Source organism: Nakamurella antarctica (assembly GCF_003860405.1).
Taxonomy (GTDB): Bacteria; Actinomycetota; Actinomycetes; order Mycobacteriales; family Nakamurellaceae; genus Nakamurella; species Nakamurella antarctica.
On sequence record NZ_CP034170.1, the window covers coordinates 296,920 to 315,695 of the forward strand.

Consider the following 18,776-nt stretch of genomic DNA (forward strand, 5'->3'; position numbering starts at 1 on the left):
AAATGACGGGAATGTTATGAAGGTCGACGGCAAATTCAACGGCGCGATTGCAGGTATTGGCACATCGTCCGGCGTGAGGCTGGTGATTGGGATGTGGCCGGATTCCCCACTGGGTTCTTTCGCCGACGTGATGGTTCAGACCGCGGACGGAACCCGAATCCTATTGGCCCCCAACGAGGAAGCGGCTGAATTTGTCAGCGCCACCTATTCGTTTGACCACGTACGAATTCAGCCAGTCAAGCTGCGGCGATCAGGGGTGAGGTGGGGTATCAGCACTCCGGACCTGACGGTGGACTTCGCTACCGGCCGGCGCCACCCCCTGGGTTGGCTTCTGCAGCTGGTCCCCAGATGGTTATCGCTGAACCTGTTGTGGACTCGGGCCATTGACCCCATTGCTCGTGTTCTGGTGCCGGGCGTCCGCACCGTCGGTACGGCGGGAAACGGTCGTGGAGAATGGTATTCCGCGCTGGATATGCACAACATTCAGGGCGTCACCGGAACTTTCGATTCGGTAGATCTCGGCGACCTGCGTAATGTGTCGCCGCCGGTGACGTTCGGTTTTGGATCAACGCCACAAGTCCCTAGCCTGGTCCGACTGGTCACAACCGTGCGTACTCGCTAGCGCCAGCACGGCGCGACCGCACGAGAGCCTCTTTACCGAAATTGCCGATGAGTAGCGGAGTCTGCTTCTTCGCTGTGGCTACGCGGCGTCGGCAGCGATTGCTCCGGGTCCAGCCGGATAATGGTGAGCGGGTACACCTCGGGGACCGGTACCCACTCGCAGAAATTCCGCCAGGATCCGGCTGCATAGGAGCGAACCACACGGCCAGAGTCGAAAATCTGGAGCTGACCGGTGGTCTGCGAGAGTCGGGTTCCTTCCACATATTCGCTGTAGGGCTTGGCCTCCGGCGGGGTGCAGAGCACCACCCAGGTGATTCTCAGGGGAACGTCATTGTTCATGGTGGTCTTTCAGAGGCAGCTGCGGGGTAAATCCAAGGTCATTCGAGGCACTACCCGCCAGTAGATACAGCCAAACCTGTGTGCCGTTGGCTATGTGGAAGAGCGGCTCGCAGTGCCGGAATCTGCTGGCAATGCGCGTGTGTCGATGATCTTCACCGCAACGTCGCGCAACTTCGTGTTCGACCTCTGCGAGTACCTCTGCAACACCGCAAATGCTTGTTCTGCGGTCAAGTTCAGCTTTCCCATCAAAATTCCTTGGGCCTGGCCGATGAGGTGCCGTGAATCGACTGCCGCCCACAGGTCCTTCTCCGCGCGGATTCGCGCGAATGCCACTGAAGCGTGTGCGGCCACGATCTTGGCGACTTCGACATCTTCGTCGCTGTAGGTCCGATAGCGCGTGGAGTAGAGGTTGAGGGCACCCACGGGAAGATTGCTGGTGAACAAATGAATACTGAGAATGCTGTGGATGCCGAGTTCTGCTGCCTGTGGCCCCCACTGTGGCCAACGAGGGTCCGTTCCGACATCTTCGACCCGGTAGTAGCCGTTATTCCACAGAGCATCGACGCACGGACCCTCGTTGAGGCTGTATTGCAGCGCATCAGCTTGTTGCGCTTTGTCGTCAGTCGCGGCGAATGTCTCGTAATTGCCACCTGGTAGTCGCAGTGTAATGCTGGCACGGTCGCAGGCCACGGTGCGTAGCGCCAGGTCAGAAACCTGTTTAAGGGCCTCGTCCAGTTCCGTCTGCGCCGCGAGGTCGCGCGCGGCTTCGGCCATCATTCCCGCCAGGGGAACACTGTTCGCCCGTGTCACGTGGAGTCCTTACGTCGTAATGGAGAACGCGGATCAGAGCGCGAATGGGTGGGCTTGCGTGCCCACAGCCAAGGATACGCGGCCGCCTACCGGCCGCGCACATTCGCTCGTAAGGGTGAATCAAGGCGTGCGTTCCGCTCGGTTTTACCATCCTCGGTAGGACGCTTAAGAGCAGATGGCGTTCAATGACCTCTCGTTGCCCTTGTGTATCCCGACATGCGGTTTCGCCGCGAACGGTGGCCGAAAAACGAGTGAGGGGACTGTCGAAGCCTCGAATGCCAGCGCGGTGGGGCGTCCTTTGGGGCCGGCGGTGACAACCTTGCATCCAGATCCCGGGAGTGATTGGCTAAGGGTCCGGTCCAAAAGCGGCGCCAGGAATCTCCACTCGTATTTCAGGAGGCCTGTGATGGCTGTTCAACTCATGATTCACGCCGAAAAAGCTACCGATAGTGTTGCCAGCACCCAGGACCGCGGCCCTATTCTCACCTTGCTGCCAACCCCCCGAGAGCCCGCGGCTAAGGGCGTTGCGCCCACAGCTGGCACTGAGTCCCGACCGAGGGCGATTGATTCTGAGCGAGCATCGAGGGTCCTTGATTTGCTAGCAAAGGCTCGGCTGGCGGTGAACCCCCGCGAGAAGCGTCGGCTACTCGACGCCGTCATTGTCGAGCACATGCGCGTTGCCCACTCTGTGGCTGCTCGCTACCGTGGAAAGGGCGTGGACCGCGAGGATCTCGACCAAGTTGCCTACCTTGGTCTGGTCAAAGCGGCGGAGAATTGCGACCCGGACAAGTGCGAGGACTTCCTGCACTACGCAGTCCCGACGATTAACGGCGAGTTGAAGCGGTACTTCCGTGACCACGCTTGGGCGGTGCGCCCCCCTCGTCGCCTCCAGGAAATGCAACCAGCTGTCGCCGGAGCTAGGCGAGATCTGTTGCAGCACTTGGGTCGGGAACCCATTAATTCCGAAATCGCCGCGGCGCTCGAGGTGGACGAGTCGGAGGTGCGGGAAGCTGTGGTCGCTGGCCGCGGGTTCAGTGGCGTGTGTTTGGATCCGATGGTAGAAAATGGATTCGCCGGCGCCGACGAAGACCCCGCGCTCTCGCAGGTAGAGGACCATATGATGCTCGCCGGCATGTTTGCCCATCTCGACGACCGGGAGCGGGAAATTTTGGCCCTGCGCTACTTCAAAGGGCTGACCCAGGCGGAAATTGGCCGCGAACTCGGCGTCAGCCAGATGCACATCTCGCGTATTTTGCGCAGAGCGATCAAGAAGCTCCAGGAGCCTGGCTCCGCGAAGGCCATTGCCTGACATGAGGTCGCAGGGAGCACAGTGCAGAAAAGTGCCCCGACGGAGAGCTCCGTCGGGGCACTTTCACCGCTGAACAACGCCCGTTGCTACTAGTGAGCGGCGGCGTCTTTCTCGGCAGCAGTGGCGGCTTCAACCTCTGTGTCAGATCCATCAGTGCTGAGCGTTCCTGATGATGACTCCAGGTGCGCGCGGACGAACCAGTGAAACTGCTCCAATTCGCGAAGCTGACCGATCAGCATGTCGTTGGTGACCGGATCGGACTCCTCGGTGTTACTCGCAGCCTTGCGGTGGTCAGCGATGACCCCTTGGTAGACCATGTCGAGAGCGCCAAGGTGAGCGATGGAGTCCGCGCGGCCGACCGAATAGTCGTTCCACGTGCGGTCTTTCACCAATGCGCCAGCGGTGCCCTTGGGTGAAACACCCAGGGTTGCAATACGTTCGGCAGTTTCGTCCACTTGCGCGCGAACCGCGTCCACCTGTGGGTCGAGCATTTCATGAACGCCGATAAAATGCGGTCCCACCACGTTCCAGTGAATGTGCTTGAGAGTCAGTGCCAAGTCGTTGAGTGCGTTCAGGCGGTCCTGCAGGATTGCTGCGACATTCGCGCCTTCCGCGAGTGACATGGACGGAACTGTGAAGCGGGGGAGTCCTGCTTTGCCTTTTGCCATGGTGGTCTTCCTTCCGTTGCGTCAATGACGGACATCTTCGTCATCTGCTGGTGCGGTGCCCAAAGTACGCTTCTCGCAAACGATCCGAGCGCCTGATCCCCCCGCCGCCCGGGGGCGGTGCCGTCACTGCCTGGGGGCGGTGCCGTCACTGCCTGGGGGGCGGTGCCGAGCGCGTACCGGGTATACATGGATGCATGAGCGAACTGACTGTGTACACGACGTCCTGGTGCCCCTACTGCCACCGGTTAGCGATGGATCTTGACCGAGCAGGTATCGAATTCGACGATATCGATATCGAACAGACCCCGGACGCCGCCACCATCGTCGAGGGTTTTAATAACGGAAACCGGACGGTACCAACTGTTGTGTTCGCGGACGGCACTGCAATGACGAATCCGTCCGTCGCGCAAGTGACGGCTAAACTTGGGAGTTGATCGGAGTGATCGCTTCGACAGACCTTGCAGTGCTACAGCGTCACCTCGGTGGCAGGTGGGCAGATATTCGTGCCACGTTCACCGACCAAATCCGGCAGATCCCTTTGTCGGATACGGAAAACTTGGACACGGCAGAGCATCGCGTAGCGACGCTTCAAGCTCTCCAAGCCACCGCTCGGACTGGCATCCAGCGGCTCGGCTTTGACGAGAAGTACGGCGGCGGCGGCGATCCCGGCGCATCTATTACGGTGTTCGAAATCCTTGCCCAAGCAGACCTGTCGCTGATGGTTAAAGCGGGTGTGCAATGGGGCCTGTTCGGGGGCGCGATTAACGCGCTCGGCACCGACGTGCACCACGAAAAGTACCTGCGCCCCATCATGGATGCTGATCTAATCGGCTGCTTCGCGATGACGGAAACCGGCCATGGCAGCGATGTTCAACGCATTCGCACCACCGCAACCTACGACCCGGCGACCGACGAGTTCGTGGTGCACAGTCCCGATTCGTCGGCACGGAAGGACTACATCGGCAACGCCGCCAACGATGGGCGACTCGCTGTCGTCTTCGCCCAGCTCGTGACTGCTGCTGGCGTCCATGGGCCGCACGCACTGCTAGTCCCGATCCGCGACGAAGCGGGTGCGACGATGCAGGGCGTGACCATCACCGACTGTGGGCGCAAGGGCGGGCTCAACGGGGTGGACAACGGAAGGCTGATGTTCTCCCAGGTGCGAGTGCCGCGTCAGGCGCTGCTGAACAGATACGGCGCTGTGGACGAGAAGGGCGAGTACAGCAGCCCCGTCGAGAGCTCGAGCCGACGATTTTTTACCATGCTGGGGACGCTTGTCCGGGGTCGGGTAAGTGTTGCGGGAAGTGCGGGCAGCGCCACCAAAAAAGCGCTTGCCATTGCGGTCCGCTATGGCGATGTTCGACGCCAGTTCGCCGCTGGCGCGGACGCGGAAGAGACAGTGCTGCTTGACTATCCGGCCTATCAACGCACGTTATTGCCGGTGTTGGCGCGTACCTATGCCCTGCATTTTGCCCAGGACGAGCTGCTGCGCATCATGCACGAGGTGCAAACGGCAGCCGAGCCCGACGAGCAGCAACAACGCGAATTGGAATCTCGAGCTGCTGGGATGAAGGCGTTAGCAACGTGGCATGCCAGTGAAGCGGTTTCGGTGTGCCGCGAAGCATGTGGTGGCGCAGGCTATCTCGCCGAGAATCAGATCACCCAGCTCAAAGCGGATCTCGATGTTTTCACCACCTTCGAGGGTGCCAATACGGTGCTGTTGCAGTTGGCGGGCAAAGGGCTTATGACGCAGTACCGCGAGCATGTGGGCGACCTCGACACAGTAGGCATGGTCGGATTCATCGCTGAGCAAGTGTTGGGCGATGTAGCCGAGATAACCTCCGCTCGTTCACTTCTGCAACGAATCAGGATGATCGGTGGCCGCGAGAGCGACAGTGCGTCGCTGCGGGACCGCGACTGGCAGCTGGCACTCTTCGCCGACCGCACCGAGCATTTGGTAAGCAGCCTGGGCCGCCGGATCCAGAAAGCAGCCAAAGACGGAGCGGACTCCGAGACCATCAGCTCTCGAACCCAAAACCATGTGCTGCGTGCGGCGCGGGCGCATGTGGAACACCTGGTGCTACAGGGGTTTGCGGTGTCGATTGCGAAAGCTGAGGACCCTGACCTGGTGGCGCTGCTGGGTGCCGTGTGCGACCTGCATGTTCTGAGCGAAATCGAGCGAGATGCGGCCTGGTTCCTAGAACACGACCGACTGACGGTATCTCAGACCAAGACCGTAAGTCTGGGCATCGACCAACTCTGCGCCGAGCTGCGCCCCCACGCGCGGTTGTTGGTCGATGGCTTTTCGATCCCCGAGGAATGGCTTACTGCCCCGATCCTGTTCGAGGAGCGAGAGCGCCAAGCCTCGGCACGCTGCTGAAGCCGTCAGGCGTAGTCGACCAAACCGTCGAGCATCGTGGGCAGGTCCTCGGTGTGAATCACGCCGAGCTGCTGCGTAGGGCGAGTGATCGCCACATACAGATCGTTGATGCCGCGATCGGATTCACGTACTATCGCCGCTGGCTCCACGACAATCACGTTGTCGAACTCCAAGCCTTTGGCCTGCAGCGTGGTGAGCATTACGATCGGCTTTTCGAGATCGGGATCCGCATTGGTCGATGCGGGCGCGAAGCCCGGGTGCAGACTTTCCACAGCAGCGGCAAGTCCCGAGATCTGTTCGTGGCCAACCAGGATCGCGAGCGTGCCTTTCTTGCCGCCGGCTGCCATCGCTGTGGCTTGTCGCACTAGCGACTCGGCCAAAAACCCCGCCTCAACCCGTAACTTCCACGGCGCCGACCCGGTCTCACGGACCGACTGCGGCGCGATAAGTTGGGGGTCGATGGCAGCCAACACCTGGTTGGCAACGTCCATGATCTCTGCGGGGGTCCTGTAATTCACCGTCAGATTTTCCAGATGCCAGCGGTCGCCGAGATAGGGCTCGAGTGCCTGCGCCCATGACGTGGTGCCGGCGGGGTCGCTGGTTTGCGCGACATCCCCCACCACCGTCATCGAGCGAGTGGGGTTGCGGCGCATCAACATTCGCCACGCCATCGGTGAGAGCTCCTGAGCTTCATCGACGATGAGATGGCCGTACGTCCATTCGCGGTCAGCCGCCGCGCGCTCGACCGTCGTGGTCTGGATCTCCGCGTCTTGGCGTCCAGCGAGGAGGTCGGCGCCGATCAGATCTGAGGCGACCAGCATCTCTTCTTCGCCGTCGTCCTCGAAATCTGCAGACCGTGAACCTTCAATAATATCGAGAACCCCTTGGGCGTAATCGACTTCGTCGTCACGTTGGCGCTGCGCCCGGGCTTTCGCCGCGCTGTCGTCGACGCCGAGAAGTTCTGCCGCTTCGTCCAACAGTGGAACATCAGCAGGCGACCACGCCGTGATTCCTGTGCGGCGCAGCAGAGTTCGCTCAGCTGCCGAAAGCTTCGGCGCCGCAGCGGCCAATGCGGCGTCGCTGGCATACAGATCGGAGAGCAGCTGCTGCGGGGTCAAGCGCGGCCACAGCTCATCAAGCGCGGCCAAGATTTGTGAATCACCGCGCAACTCCGTGCGAATCTCACCCAAGTCTGATTCGTCCAGTAGGTTCGGCCCGCCGACCACGTTGGCGCCCATGCGGGCGGCATATTGCTGGGCAAGGAAATTGATCATCTCGGCGAAGAAGGTGGCGCGAGCTTTGTTATGCGGCTGGCGAGAGGACCGGGCCCGCTTACGAGCCGTCAGGGCGTCATCCTTGAGGAGCCTGAGGCTGTCGCGTTCAAACGGAACCTCGATATATCCGGCGGGAACTCGCTGCCGGTTCCGAACTGCGGTCTGGACCACCCCGGCCATCAGTAGCTGGCCTTTGAGGCCGGCCACCGGCCCGGCTTCGATCAGCTCGGCGCGCACACCGGGAAAGAGGTTACCGATGGTGGACAGTGATACTGCCGTCTCACCCAGAGAAGGCAGCACTTGGCCGATGTAGCGCAAAAAGGTGGTGTTCGGGCCGACCACCAAGACGCCACTGTTGGCCAGCCGTTCGCGGTGGGTGTAGAGCAGATAAGCGGCGCGGTGCAGCGCGACAGCTGTCTTACCCGTCCCCGGACCGCCCTGCACCACCAGTGCGCCATTGAGGTTTGCTCGAATAATTCGGTCCTGTTCGGCCTGGATGGTCTCGACAATGTCGTTCATCCGACCCGTGCGGTTGGCGTCCAAAGCCGCGAGCAGTGCCGATTCGCCCGTCAGACCCGCGCGCGCCGACACTGCGTCTGCGGCCGACGTGCCGGTCAGCACCAAAGACTCGTCATCGATACCCGTGACGCGACGGCGACTGGAACGGATATGACGGCGTCGCTGGACCCCATCGGGGGCGACGGCCGTCGCCAAATAGAACGGCCTCGCTGCGGGGGCTCGCCAGTCGATCAAGAGCGACTCGTAGTCCTTCGAGTAGACACCCATCCGACCGATATAGAGCTCAAGCGACTCTGCCGCAGAGCGGCTTGCCGGGTCAAAATCCAAACGTCCGAAGCACAGCCCGTACTCGGCTGCGCCCAGGGCGGCGAGGCGATCAGCATATTTAGCGGTCGCCACATCACGTTCGCTCAGGCCCTGCGGGGTGCCGTCGGTCTCGCGCAGCGCTCGCGCCATCGAGTCCTTCGTCTCGGCCCAGAAATCGTCGAGCCGTTGGTAGAGCACGGTGAGGTAGCGCTGCTCATCGGCGATGGCCGCGCGAATGTTGTCGTTAATAGGGATACCGCCTTGAGTCACAGCGATCCTGCCGTTGATGTCTGGAAATGTCACTCCGGATCGGCCGGTAGGGGCCCGATAACGGTGAGCAGTCCAGTCTAGACGCGCAGGCGGAGGGCTGCCGCGGAAAACTGTGGATGTGGGGACTCGTGCCGACATGCAGCAGACTGAGGGTATGGCGGGAGGAAAGAAGGGTAAATCGGCGAAGTTCACAGCGGCGCCGTTGGACGACTTTCAGCTACCCGCGGGTTTCCCGGAACACCTGAAACGACCCGCTGCTGACGTCGTTGCCGATCTCATACGCGCGGCCGCTGCAGCGGCCTACGGCTCCCAACGCCGGCCGAAAGCGGTCGATGTAGCCGTCGATTCGCTCACGGTGCTCGGACAGCTGGAAGTGGCTACCGAATTGCACGCCGATCACGTGATTTCGGCCGTCTTGGCAGGCGTGATCACCGAGTTGTATGAGCGGGGTTGGCAGCCGCTCGACCTGCCGCATGTGGTCCGGCGAGCCCAAGACGAGGAATCGGCGGAGCTGGCGACGTTAGCCGTCATCGAGCAGTCTATTTTTGGGCGTCCTCTCGGAGCCGCGCCTCACACGTGGCTTGACCAACTCGCCGCTTTGGGCGCTGAGGTGCCAGATGCGCAGGCTACGGGCGACCCGAAGACGGACGGGTCCACCGCGGGTGGCGAGGTCCCCGCGCCTACCTCCCAGCGGCGCGGCCAGCTCGGCGACTCCACCGCGACGCTCGTGACCGACTGGGCGCTGTCGCACGGGATGCGGCCGGCGGATGGCTGGCGCGCGGCCCTGAGGGTGATCGGCCAGCTTCAGGAGCTGCCGGGGATCACCAGACTCGTTCCGCCGCCGTCGAAGTGGGGGATGACGCCAGCCCGAACCCACCTGAGTTCTCCGCAGGATCTTAAAATGCTGACCCGAATCAGGGCGCTGCTGGCCAAGGCGGAATCGACGACGTTCCCCGCCGAGGCGGAAACCTTCAGTGCCAAGGCTCAAGACCTCATGACGCGACACGAAATTGACGCCGCAATGGTCGATCGTTCGGGTGAGGTCGGAGGCGAGCAGACTGACCCCACTATTCACTCGGTCCGAGTGCACATTGACGATCCTTACGCGCGGGAGAAGGCCCAGCTGTTAGCAACCCTCGGCGGCGTCAACGTCGTCAGGGTGATTTGGGACGACGTGAACGGGATGGCCGTCATGGTCGGACGCGAACTGGAACTGGAGCTTGTAGAAATCCTGTTCACCTCCTTGCTGATCCAGGCCACCCGCGCGATGGTGGCTAGCGGTGAGCATTCCGGCGATCTGCGGTCGCCGTCCTTTCGTCGCGCGTTTCTGCTCTCCTACGCCGCACGGATCGGGGAGCGGCTGTCCGAGGTGGAGAAGGTGGCACTGGAACAGGCCAAACAGCAGTACGGGACTGATCTGGTGCCCGTGCTGGCCAACCGCGCCGAGGCGGTGGATGTCGAGTTCGTGCGGCTGTTCCCGAATACCCGAACCGGTGGTGGCCGCCAGGTCAATGCAGATGGATGGTGGGCGGGGCGCGCAGCTGCGGACAGCGCAGTTATTACCTAAGGTCAGGATGGTTTGTGCCCGTCGGCCCGGTGGGGTTACCGTCGGCGAATGAGCAAAGGTAATTCGTCCACCGCGCGTCTTTCCTCGCTGGTTGTCTCTGCTGGGCGGCCCGAGGTGGTGCCCGGCGCCCCCTGAATGTCGGCATCACGATGTCCTCGACGTTCCACGCGGGCACCGACGCCAATTATCTGCGGCAGGGGGGGAGCGACACCACTCGCGCCTTCGAAGCCGCGTTGGGAGCGCTCGAGGGCGGGACTGCTCTGGGTTTTGCGTCGGGGATGGCAGCAATCGCGGCCGTCATTGAGGGCGTGCCGGTGGGAAGTGTCGTCGTCGCACCCGAGATGTGTTACGCAGGAACGTCAATGCTGCTTGATGAGCAGGAGCGACTGGGCCGGATTACTGTGCGGCGCCGTGAAATAAGCGACTCGGCGAGTGTCCTCGACGCTCTCAGCGAAGATCCCGCGCCCGCACTTTTGTGGATCGAGAGCCCAACGAATCCGATGATGGGCATTGCTGACCTCCCGGTTCTCATCGAAGCGGCACACGCTGTCGGCGCGTTAGCTGCGGTCGACTCGACCTGGAACTCGCCGATGGTGGTGCGGCCCATTGACTATGGCGCCGACCTCGTCGTGCACTCCGCGACCAAGTACCTTGCGGGGCATTCCGATGTGCTGATGGGCGCGCTGATTTGCCGGACGGCGGAGGTCTGGACAGCTATGAAGGCTCGTCGGGACCTGGCGGGCGGGGTGCCAGGGACGCTGGAGACGTTCATGACGCTCCGCGGTATGCGGACGCTGGCCATCAGGATGGATCGCGCGCAGGCGAATGCTGATGAGCTCGCCAAGCGACTGGACGCGCACCCTGCAGTGACGAAAGTGCTGTACGCCGGCCTGCCGGACGATCCTGGCCACGAGCGCGTGACGCGCCTGCACGACGGTTACGGCGCCATGATCTCCTTTCTGGTGCGCGACCAAGAGGCTGCGGACGCGCTCTGCGGCAGGGTAAAGCTGATCACCCACGCCACCAGTCTGGGCGGCGTGGAGTCGTTGATCGAGCGCCGCGCCAGATACGCGGTGGACGCAGCAAACGGCACCCCGGACTGCTTGCTGCGGTTCTCTGTCGGGATCGAAGACGTCGAGGATCTCTGGGAAGACTTGCGGCAGGCCCTCACCGACTAGGTGCCTGCCGCAGCCTCCACTTTTAGCCCGCGTTACGGGCGTCGCGCCAGGTGAGCCACTTCTGTAAGGCGTCAAAGTCGTAGTCGGGCCCGCCCATGCCGACGGTGAACAGCGTGATGCCGTCGTCTGCCATCGCGTTAGCACCCTGCTCGTCAGAGCGACTCAGTTCGCTGGAGCGCTCAATCTCAGCCACGTCGCGGCCAATCCTTGCGCAGTGTTCGGCAAGGATGCCGGCCTTGCGCTGGAGCACTTCGATGTCGCCGAACGTGTGCCAGATGGTGCCGAACTCGGCGACGAACTTGAGGGTCTTCTTTTCGCCCCCGCCGCCGATCAGCATCGGGATCTCCCGGAGAGGAGCGGGATTCAAGGCCGCGAGGCGCGCCTTGATTCGCGGCAGGTATTCGCCGCCGAAGTAGTCGAGGCGAGACCCTGCGGTACCAAATTCGTAGCCGTATTCGTCATAGTCCTTTTCGAACCAGCCCGACCCGACGCCCAGAATCAACCGGCCGCCGGACATATGGTCCACGGTCCGGGCCATATCTGCGAGGAGATCCGGGTTCCGGTACCCCCCGCCGCTGACAAGTGCCCCCAGCTCGACCTTTTCTGTTTGCTCCGCCCACGCGCCGAGCATGGTCCAGCATTCAAAGTGTTTACCCTCGGGCTCGCCGTAGAGCGGAAAAAAATGGTCCCAGTTGAACACAATGTCGACGCCGAGTTCTTCGGCACGCATCACGGCGTCGCGGATATGCGAATAGTCGGCATGCTGTGGCTGCAGCTGGGCTCCAATGCGAATTTTACGGCTCATCTGATGCTGGCCTCTTTCGTTTCTCTGCGGTGGTGGAGGGGGGCGCATCGTTAGAGTAGTCCCGCTGACTGGGATGCCCTCCCCACCGGAGCGCGGGGCGCAGCCGTTAGGCAGTGGCGGCAGCCGCTGCTCGGCCGGCGATGCGGCCACTGAATAGGCATCCACCGAGGAAGGTTCCTTCAAGTGCGCGATACCCGTGGACCCCGCCGCCGCCGAAGCCGGCGGCCTCGCCAGCCGCGTACAACCCCGGAACCGGCTGGCCGTCCACGCCGAGAGCTCGTGCGGACAGGTCGGTCTCGAGGCCGCCCAGCGATTTGCGGGTCAACACGTGCAGCCTTACCGCTACCAACGGGCCCGCGGCTGGATCTGCGAATGCATGGGGCGCGGCCGTTCTCATCTTGCGGTCGCCAAAATACCGGCGCGCTCCTTCGACCGCCACGAGTTGCGGATCTTTGCCCAACCCGGTGGCAACCTGCAGGTCGCGGATGCGGAGTTGTTCGGCCACGAGCTCCGGGTCGATAAGGTCCTCTCCCACCAGCGCATTCATCTTCGCGACCAGGCCGCGAAGATCGGGGTCGGTCAAGAAGTCGACCCCCTTTTCCTGGAAAGCCTGGACAGACTGGATCGGAGTATCGCCGAGTCGGTTCTTCAGCAGCAATCTCAGCGATCGGCCGGTGAGGTCGAGGTTTTGCTCTGAGCCGGAGAGGCTGAACTCGGGGCCGATCGTTGCCTGATTCAGCAGGAACCAGGAGTGGCTGAACCCAGTCCTGGTGATGTGCCGGACGGTGCCGAGGGAATCGAAACCCGGCCACAGGGGCGCGGGCAGGCGGTGGCCCCGCGCATCGAGCCACATCGCCGATGGTCCGGACAAGATGCGGATGCCATGGTTGGGCCAGACAGGGGTGTGGTCAATGACTCCCTCGGGGTAGTGCCACATCCGGTCGCTGTTGATCTGCCGCCCGCCCGCACGCTCGGCGACGCCGAGCATGAGGCCGTCGGTGGAAGCGGGTACACCCGTGATCAGATGCTCAGGCGGCGAACCGAAACCAGCGGGCCAGTTGGCCCGCACCAGGTCGTGGTTGCCGCCGATGCCCCCCGAACTCACAACGACAGCTCCGGACACAAGCGAAAATTCACTGACCACGTCGCGGTTGCTCGCCCGGCCGCGGGTGGCGTTATCCGGCGCCAGGATCTCGCCCCGGGCTCCCACCACACCGCCGTCAGCCGTGAGCAGTTCGGTGACCCGATGCCGGAAGCGGAGCTCGATGCGCCCGGTGCGCACATGCTTCATCACCCTCTTGAGGAACGGCAGGATAATACCGGGACCCGTTCCCCAAACGAGATGAAAGCGAGGTACCGAGTTGCCATGCGAGCTGCCTTGATAGCCGCCGCGCTCTGCCCACTGCACCACGGGGAAGAGCGAGACGCCCTGCTCCTTGAGCCAGGACCGCTTCTCCCCCGAAGCAAACTCCACGTACGCCTTGGCCCATTCGCGGGGCCAATGGTCTTCGGCGCGGTCGAACCCCGCTGTACCCAGCCAGTCGGAAAGAGCAAGCTCTGCGCTGTCTGTGATGCCGAGCCTGCGTTGTTCGGGACTGTTCACGAGGAAGAGCCCGCCGAGGGACCAGTAAGCCTGGCCCCCCAGGCTCGCGGCGACTTCTTGGTCGAGGATGACGACCCGGCGCCCGGCATCGGCTGCTTCGGCCGCGGCAACAAGGCCCGCGAGGCCCGCTCCGATCACGATGACGTCGGTGCGCACGGGGGGAGTCGGCATAGGGGATCCTTCCAAAGTTCAAGACCGGGGCAGTGGGTGACCAACGTGAACTGAGGCTAGCCCGACCATAAACGCCACAAGGCGGCTACCTCAAGAAGAGGTAGCCGCCTTGTGAACTATTTGAGGGTTAGCTCAAATCAGATGACGGTGACACCGGTCGCCTGGGGACCCTTGGGGCCCTGGGTGACGGTGTAGGTCACGCGCTGGTTTTCTTCCAAGCTGCGGTATCCACCGGACTGAATTTCGGAGTAGTGAACGAAGACGTCCGCACCCGAATCTTCAGGGGTGATGAAGCCGAAGCCCTTTTCAGCGTTAAACCACTTGACGGTTCCGTTTGCCATGATTTCTCCTCTGGCGATGTATCCATCGAACCTTCGCGAATTACGAAAGTCCGGGTCTGTCTTACGAATCCGACATCTCTGGATACTTCGATCTAGAGGATCCCACGACCGCAAAGCTTGCACTTGGGGCCGTTTGAAACGTACACAAGAACTGGTGACCACGGATAGTTTGGCACGTATCCGTCGCGGCGGTCAACACAGATGTGCAGTCTTAACCTTGTTGTAACCCATAAGGGTGCCCGCTAGCCGAAGTGGGGAGTCCTGTGCCCGCGTCGACAGGCGCCCAGCGCAGCTAGAGACGACCGGCATCGATGATGCGTTTCAAGAACTGCTGAGTCCGTGGATCCACTGGGTCGACGAGCACCTGTTCTGGGGGACCGGACTCGGCCACACAGCCGCCTTCGAGGAAGACCACCCGGTCGGAAACCTGTTGTGCGAAGCCCATTTCGTGGGTAGCGATCACCATCGTCATTCCGTCGGATTTGAGGTCCTTCATCATCGCAAGTACTTCGCCGACCAGCTCTGGGTCGAGGGCGGAGGTCACCTCGTCGAACAACATGAGAATCGGTTTGTTGACCAAGGCGCGGGCGATTGCTACCCGTTGCTGCTGCCCACCGGACAACGAGTCGGGCCTAGCGGATGCCTTCGAACGCAAACCCACCCGGTCCAGCATTTCCATTGCCTCGTGCTCGGCCTGATCTTTCCCGACCCCGTGAACGCGCCGGGGCGCCAAGGTGATGTTGTTCAGAACAGACATGTGCGGAAACAGGTTAAAGGCTTGAAAAACGATTCCGACCCGAGCGCGGACCGTATCCGCGTCGACACTGGGATCGGTGATGTCCTCCCCGTCCAGGAAGATCTGACCGTCATCGACTATCTCGAGAAGATTGATGCACCGCAGCAGCGTCGACTTACCTGAGCCGGAGGCACCGATGAGCGTCACGCACTCATGGGAATCAACAGCCAAATCAAAATTATCGAGAATGACGTTGGCGCCAAACGTCTTTCGCAACGCTTGCACATTCAGCAAACTCATACGATGCCTCCGCTGACCCAGCCCTGACGGCGGGCGATGAAGTCGGTCAGTCGCGTCAGCGGGATGGTGATCAGGATGAAGAGGATGCCGGCTACGACGTAAGGCGTGTAGTTGAATGTTTGAGCGGTGGCAATCTTTGCGCGCAGGATGGCGTCGTAGGCGACGGCTCCAAGCACGTACAGCAGGCCCGTGTCTTTCTGCAAGGCCACCATGTCGTTCAGCAGCGGAGGCATCACCCGGCGGACAGCCTGGGGCACGACCACGTACCGCATCATCTTGCCGTGGGAAAGGCCCAACGACCGTGCCGCCGCCCGTTGGGACGGATGCACCGACTCAATGCCGGCCCGAAAGACCTCGGACACGTAGGCGCCGTACACCAAGATCAACGACGCACAACCCCAAAACAGCGGATCACGGGGCAGCCAGTCGATGCGCAGACTCGGAACCCCAAAACCCAGCAATAGCAACACCAAAATCAGCGGCACACCGCGGAACACGTCGGTGTAAATGGTGGCGAGCGCGCGAAGCGGAAAGAAGGCGGGACCGCGCAGATTCCGCATGAGCGCCACCAGCATCGCCAAAATCACGATGCACACACCACACAGCAGCATCAGGCGGATATTCAGCCACAACCCGTTCAGGATGTCCGGAAACACCTTTTTGCCGTACGACAGGTTAAGAAATGCCTTCTGAAACCGCGGCCAACCGGTGGAGTTCAACACCCCCCACACGGTGACGGTCGCAACGACGACGGTGATTACCGCCGCGATGACCAGGCTCCGCCGCGCCCGCGAGCGGCGATAAGCCGCTCGCGAGAGCGCAACTTTTGACGGAGACCAGGCGTGTGAGTCTGGGCTCACGTGGTTACTTCAGGACAGGCGCGCCGCTACCGGCGAGCCACTGATCCGCAAGTGATGCCAGCGTGCCGTCGGCACGGAGCGCGTCGACTGCCGCGGTGACGCACTTGGTTAACGGCGAATCCTTTTGCAGGATGAGGCCCAGTTGCTCCGTGTCGGTGGAGGTGGGGGGCAGTTGCCCGATGACGATCCCGTCCGTCAATTGCGCACCCGTCATGTAGAACGCCGTAGGCAGGTCGACGACAAGGCCATCGATCTGGCCGTTCTGCAGGGCGGCCGCGCCAGCGGTGTTGTCGTCGAAGACGGCCGGCTTGTTGGTCGGGTCAATGGAGGCACTGATCGCGTCCAAGCTGGTGGTGCCGAGCATCGCGCCGAGCTTGGCACCCTTGAGGCTCGCCAAATCCGAGGCCTTTTCGAGGCTGCTGCCCTTGACAGTGATGACAGCCTGGGTGATGTCGTAGTAGCTACTGGAGAAATCGACCGCCTCGGCGCGCTGTGCGCTGATCGAGTACTGGTTGATGTCGAAATCGAAGGGCTTGGGACCGGGTGTGGTGCCTGCTTCGAAGCTCACTCGCATCCAAAAAATCTGTTCCTTGGTGTATCCGAGCTTTTCAGCAACGGCGTACGCCACCGCGGACTCGAAGCCCTTGCCGGTTGTCGGGTCATTGTCGACCATCCACGGTTCGAACGCAGGTTCGCTGGTCGCCAACAGGAGAGACTTGGGCGCCATGGTCGTCAGATCGGTGGGATTGCAGCCCGCACCGACCGCTCCGGGGGCAGCGGCCGACCCCGACGCGCTGGGGGCGTCGCTGGCGCTGGCGCTAGCGTCGGCGCTGGCGCTGCTGGCGGACGAAGGTGCCGAGGCAGAACTGCTGTCCGAGCTGCATGCTGCCAGCGCCAGCATGCTGGCTGCGAGAAGTGCGGCTGCGGCTGCCTGGCGGCGTTGTGACATCTTCACGTTCGAATGCTCGCTTTCTGGTCGAACCCGCGTCGCCGCAGATTGCACTTCTTTAGAGGACGAATCAGTGGTGAATGTACGAAAGATGAGCAGGCCTGCAACTCTGTGGTTCCCGCAGTCGAATTTTAGCCCGAGAAGTGGCGTCACGATGCCACGCCGAAACTCAGCGTCAGACTCATATGGAAGCATCTTCTCTAGGACCCAGCCGTGGGCCGGATAAGGAGCGAACACCATGAGTACCGAAGCACCGTTCCGGATCGATCACGTGCTGAAACTGCACCGCTTCGACCTTAGCCGAGACGGCGTCGAACTTGCTCACGTCGAATACGTTCCGCGAGACGGCGTGTGGGTCATCACCCACAGCTGGACCGAACCTGCAGCGCGCGGTCAGGGTCTCGCGGCGAAGGTGGTTGCGGCGACACTTGAAGGTGCCAGAGCAGCGGGAGTGAAGGTTCGCCCGGTCTGTCCTTATGTTGTCGACTTCCTCGGGGAGCACCCGGAATTTCACGATGTCGTTCAGGGCCAGCAGTGACCGAGCGCGGCGCTCGGGGGGGCCCATCGAATCCTCGTAAAGCGGCCGGTGCGGTGGGCAAACTGAGCGATTTAGGTGCGCGGGCGGGTTTTCAGCCGCGCCGGCCGCGACCCGATACTGAGGTCGGGGGCGACCCTCCGCCGCCTGAGATCAAGATTGCTAACGCACGCTCGAACAACGCTGCCGTGTCGCCTTCCGCAAACGGCCGAACCGGCCAGTTTTCGCCGTTCAAGTTTGGATTGTTCGGGGGCCTGGGTGTCCTATTGGCCTGGGTTATTTTCCTGTCGCTGGACACCCTCCGCGACACGTTGATCGTGATAGCGATTGCTTCTCTTCTCGCCATTGGGCTTGATCCGGCGGTTTCTTTTCTGGCCAGGCGGGGACTTCGCAGAGGCGTCTGTGTGGCCATCGTGATGCTCTCATTGCTAGCAGCCTTAGCGGGTGCGGTTTTTGCCATCATCCCGCCAATTGTCAACGAGGTCTCCACATTCGTCGTGTCGATCCCCACGCTGTTGGAGGACCTCCAACAGAACCAGACGATCAAGAACCTTGATGCCAAGTTCGGGCTCATTGATCAGGTAAAGAACTCGTCACTGTTCCAGAATCCGTCAGATGCGGCCGGCGGCATTGTGACGGCGGGGTTCACCGTCGCCGGAATTGTTTTCGATTTGGCGGTGGTGCTGATACTGACGCTGTACTTCCTGTCGGGCTTCCACGACATCAAGAAGGCCGCCTACCGCCTCGCGCCAGGATCGAAGCGGGCTAGGGTGTCCGAACTCGGCGACGTGATTCTGAAGCAGATGGGCGGCTATCTCGGCGGAGCCTTCCTCATCGCCCTGCAAGCGGGGTTGGTAGCGGGAATTTTTGCCTCGATCGTGGGCTTGCCGTACCCCTGGGCCATCGCCCTCGGCGCTTTCGTGCTGGACTTTGTGCCCGTGGTGGGACCGATTGTCGTCGGAATCTCGATGATGCTCATCGGTTTTACCCAGAGCCTGACCATTGGGATCATCGCCGCCGCCTTCTACCTGTGCCAACACCTCTTTGAGGCCTACTGGTTATATCCGCGCGTGATGAAACGAGCGGTGAACATCTCCACCGGAGCGGTGGTGGTGGCAATTGTGATCGGAAGTGCGTTGCTGGGCGTTACCGGGGCCCTACTTGCCGTACCGGTTGCTGCCGCGATTCAGCTGATCGTCCGAGAAGTCGTTTTCCCATTACAAGAGGAGGCCTGA

Annotated in this window: 18 protein-coding genes; 8 read left to right on the forward strand and 10 right to left on the reverse strand. The window is 62.0% G+C overall.

Going from position 1 to position 18,776, the window contains the following annotated elements; genetic code table 11:
- Positions 1-16 precede the first annotated feature (16 nt).
- Positions 17-622, forward strand: a complete 606-nt coding sequence (locus EH165_RS01315) for a hypothetical protein (protein ID WP_124797693.1) — start codon at positions 17-19, stop codon at positions 620-622.
- A 32-nt stretch (positions 623-654) separates the two neighbouring features.
- Here EH165_RS01315 and EH165_RS01320 read toward each other — a convergent pair whose 3' ends face one another.
- Complete coding sequence (locus EH165_RS01320) at positions 655-960, reverse strand: hypothetical protein (RefSeq protein ID WP_124797694.1); 306 nt, start codon at positions 958-960, stop codon at positions 655-657.
- 90 nt (positions 961-1,050) lie between these two features.
- Positions 1,051-1,770: a GAF and ANTAR domain-containing protein gene (locus EH165_RS01325; RefSeq protein ID WP_124797695.1), complete on the reverse strand. Its 720-nt coding sequence runs from the start codon at positions 1,768-1,770 to the stop codon at positions 1,051-1,053.
- 406 nt (positions 1,771-2,176) lie between these two features.
- Here EH165_RS01325 and EH165_RS01330 point away from each other — a divergent pair, with 406 nt between their 5' ends.
- Positions 2,177-3,079 (forward strand): sigma-70 family RNA polymerase sigma factor, encoded by a 903-nt coding sequence (locus tag EH165_RS01330; RefSeq protein ID WP_164479061.1) that lies wholly within the window; start codon positions 2,177-2,179, stop codon positions 3,077-3,079.
- Between the two features lie 89 nt (positions 3,080-3,168).
- Here the strand turns inward: EH165_RS01330 and EH165_RS01335 are convergent, their stop codons facing one another.
- Positions 3,169-3,747, reverse strand: coding sequence for a Dps family protein (locus EH165_RS01335; protein WP_124797697.1), 579 nt, complete (start codon positions 3,745-3,747; stop codon positions 3,169-3,171).
- Positions 3,748-3,941: 194 nt separating this feature from the next.
- Between EH165_RS01335 and EH165_RS01340 the strand changes: the two genes are divergently transcribed.
- Positions 3,942-4,181 carry a mycoredoxin gene (locus EH165_RS01340; RefSeq protein WP_124797698.1) on the forward strand — a complete coding sequence of 80 codons (240 nt, stop codon included), beginning with the start codon at positions 3,942-3,944 and terminating at the stop codon, positions 4,179-4,181.
- Positions 4,178-6,127, forward strand: a complete 1,950-nt coding sequence (locus EH165_RS01345; RefSeq protein WP_206426043.1) for an acyl-CoA dehydrogenase family protein — start codon at positions 4,178-4,180, stop codon at positions 6,125-6,127. The genes EH165_RS01340 and EH165_RS01345 overlap by 4 nt, the downstream gene beginning before the upstream one ends.
- Positions 6,128-6,132: 5 nt before the next feature.
- On the opposite strand, the gene EH165_RS01350 is transcribed toward EH165_RS01345, so the two are convergent.
- Complete coding sequence (locus EH165_RS01350; protein WP_422392120.1) at positions 6,133-8,481, reverse strand: HelD family protein; 2,349 nt, start codon at positions 8,479-8,481, stop codon at positions 6,133-6,135.
- Between the two features lie 169 nt (positions 8,482-8,650).
- Between EH165_RS01350 and EH165_RS01355 the strand changes: the two genes are divergently transcribed.
- Together EH165_RS01355 and EH165_RS01360 are read left to right on the forward strand one after the other, a co-directional pair.
- On the forward strand, positions 8,651-10,063 hold the full coding sequence (locus EH165_RS01355; RefSeq protein ID WP_164479062.1) for a DUF2786 domain-containing protein: 1,413 nt from the start codon (positions 8,651-8,653) through the stop codon (positions 10,061-10,063).
- 149 nt (positions 10,064-10,212) lie between these two features.
- The gene (locus EH165_RS01360; RefSeq protein ID WP_124797701.1) at positions 10,213-11,241 is read left to right on the forward strand and encodes a trans-sulfuration enzyme family protein; all 1,029 of its coding nucleotides are present in this window, start codon (positions 10,213-10,215) and stop codon (positions 11,239-11,241) included.
- A 22-nt stretch (positions 11,242-11,263) separates the two neighbouring features.
- Here the strand turns inward: EH165_RS01360 and EH165_RS01365 are convergent, their stop codons facing one another.
- The 6 genes from EH165_RS01365 to EH165_RS01390 form a co-directional block, all read right to left on the reverse strand.
- Complete coding sequence (locus EH165_RS01365; RefSeq protein WP_124797702.1) at positions 11,264-12,046, reverse strand: LLM class F420-dependent oxidoreductase; 783 nt, start codon at positions 12,044-12,046, stop codon at positions 11,264-11,266.
- A gap of 106 nt (positions 12,047-12,152) precedes the next feature.
- Complete coding sequence (locus EH165_RS01370; protein WP_124797703.1) at positions 12,153-13,820, reverse strand: FAD-binding dehydrogenase; 1,668 nt, start codon at positions 13,818-13,820, stop codon at positions 12,153-12,155.
- A 137-nt stretch (positions 13,821-13,957) separates the two neighbouring features.
- Positions 13,958-14,161 (reverse strand): cold-shock protein, encoded by a 204-nt coding sequence (locus EH165_RS01375; RefSeq protein WP_124797704.1) that lies wholly within the window; start codon positions 14,159-14,161, stop codon positions 13,958-13,960.
- A gap of 292 nt (positions 14,162-14,453) precedes the next feature.
- On the reverse strand, positions 14,454-15,197 hold the full coding sequence (locus EH165_RS01380) for an ATP-binding cassette domain-containing protein (protein WP_124797705.1): 744 nt from the start codon (positions 15,195-15,197) through the stop codon (positions 14,454-14,456).
- Complete coding sequence (locus EH165_RS01385) at positions 15,194-16,057, reverse strand: amino acid ABC transporter permease (protein WP_124797706.1); 864 nt, start codon at positions 16,055-16,057, stop codon at positions 15,194-15,196. Before EH165_RS01385 ends, EH165_RS01380 begins: the two co-directional genes overlap by 4 nt.
- 4 nt (positions 16,058-16,061) lie before the next feature.
- Positions 16,062-17,006 carry an ABC transporter substrate-binding protein gene (locus EH165_RS01390; protein ID WP_124800223.1) on the reverse strand — a complete coding sequence of 315 codons (945 nt, stop codon included), beginning with the start codon at positions 17,004-17,006 and terminating at the stop codon, positions 16,062-16,064.
- 238 nt (positions 17,007-17,244) lie between these two features.
- Here EH165_RS01390 and EH165_RS01395 point away from each other — a divergent pair, with 238 nt between their 5' ends.
- Positions 17,245-17,544 (forward strand): GNAT family N-acetyltransferase, encoded by a 300-nt coding sequence (locus EH165_RS01395; RefSeq protein WP_124797707.1) that lies wholly within the window; start codon positions 17,245-17,247, stop codon positions 17,542-17,544.
- A 185-nt stretch (positions 17,545-17,729) separates the two neighbouring features.
- Positions 17,730-18,776 carry an AI-2E family transporter gene (locus tag EH165_RS01400; protein WP_164479065.1) on the forward strand — a complete coding sequence of 349 codons (1,047 nt, stop codon included), beginning with the start codon at positions 17,730-17,732 and terminating at the stop codon, positions 18,774-18,776.